Origin of the sequence: Isachenkonia alkalipeptolytica, from assembly GCF_009910325.1 — a bacterium.
GTDB lineage: Bacteria > Bacillota > Clostridia > Peptostreptococcales > T1SED10-28 > Isachenkonia > Isachenkonia alkalipeptolytica.
The window spans coordinates 1-757 of the sequence record NZ_SUMG01000063.1; the positions used below are offsets into that span (position 1 = coordinate 1).

A 757-nucleotide genomic window follows, 5' to 3' on the forward strand; every position below is an offset into this window, starting at 1 on the left:
CGCCACACCAGGTTCGGAAAAATGCCCCGCCTCCCCCTTCTCTCCTCTCTTCCTTCCCTTCTCCCCTTTTTTCCTTTCTCTCTTCTCCTTTTTTTCCCCCTCCCCTCCCTCCTTCCTCTCTCTCTCCTCTTCTCTTTCTTCTCTTCCCTTTCTTCCTCCCCTTCCTTTCTCCCCTCCTCCCTCCCTCCCTTCCCTTTCCCTTTTTCTTTTCCCCTTTCTTTTCTCCCCTCCTTTTTCTCCTCCCCCCCTTCCTCTTCTCCCCTCCCCCCTTTCTTCTCCCTTCTTTCTTCTCTCCCTCTTTCTCCCTTCCTCTTTTTTCCTTCTTCCCCCCCTTCCTCCCTTCCTTTTCCCCTCCTTTTCTTTTCTTTTCCCCCCCTCCCCTTTCCTCCCTCTCTTTTCCTTCCCTCCTTTCCTTCCCTCCTCTTCTTTTCCCCCCTCCCTCTTCCTCCCTCCTTCCCTTCTCCTTTCCCTCCTTCCCCCTCTTTCTCCCTTTCTCCTTCTTTCCCTCCTTCTTCCTCTCCCTCTCCCCCTTCCTTCTTTCCCCCCTTCCCTTCCTTCCCTCCTTCTCTCCTCCTTTTCCTTTTTCTTCTCCCTTTTCTTTTTTCCTCCCCTCCCCTTCCTCCCCTTCCCCTCCCCTTCCCTCCCTTCTCTCCCCTTCCCCCTTCCCTCCCCCTCCTCTTCCGCCGCAAAGTCCGATAAAGGCACTGCCCAAAATGGCAATTCCCATACCCACAATTTGCCCCCGGCGGAGGCGTTC

General features: G+C 55.1%; 1 protein-coding gene. It reads right to left on the reverse strand.

The window, feature by feature from the left end:
- The coding region (locus ISALK_RS14875; protein ID WP_201756931.1) for a hypothetical protein at positions 1 to 757 on the reverse strand (757 nt) is incomplete at both ends.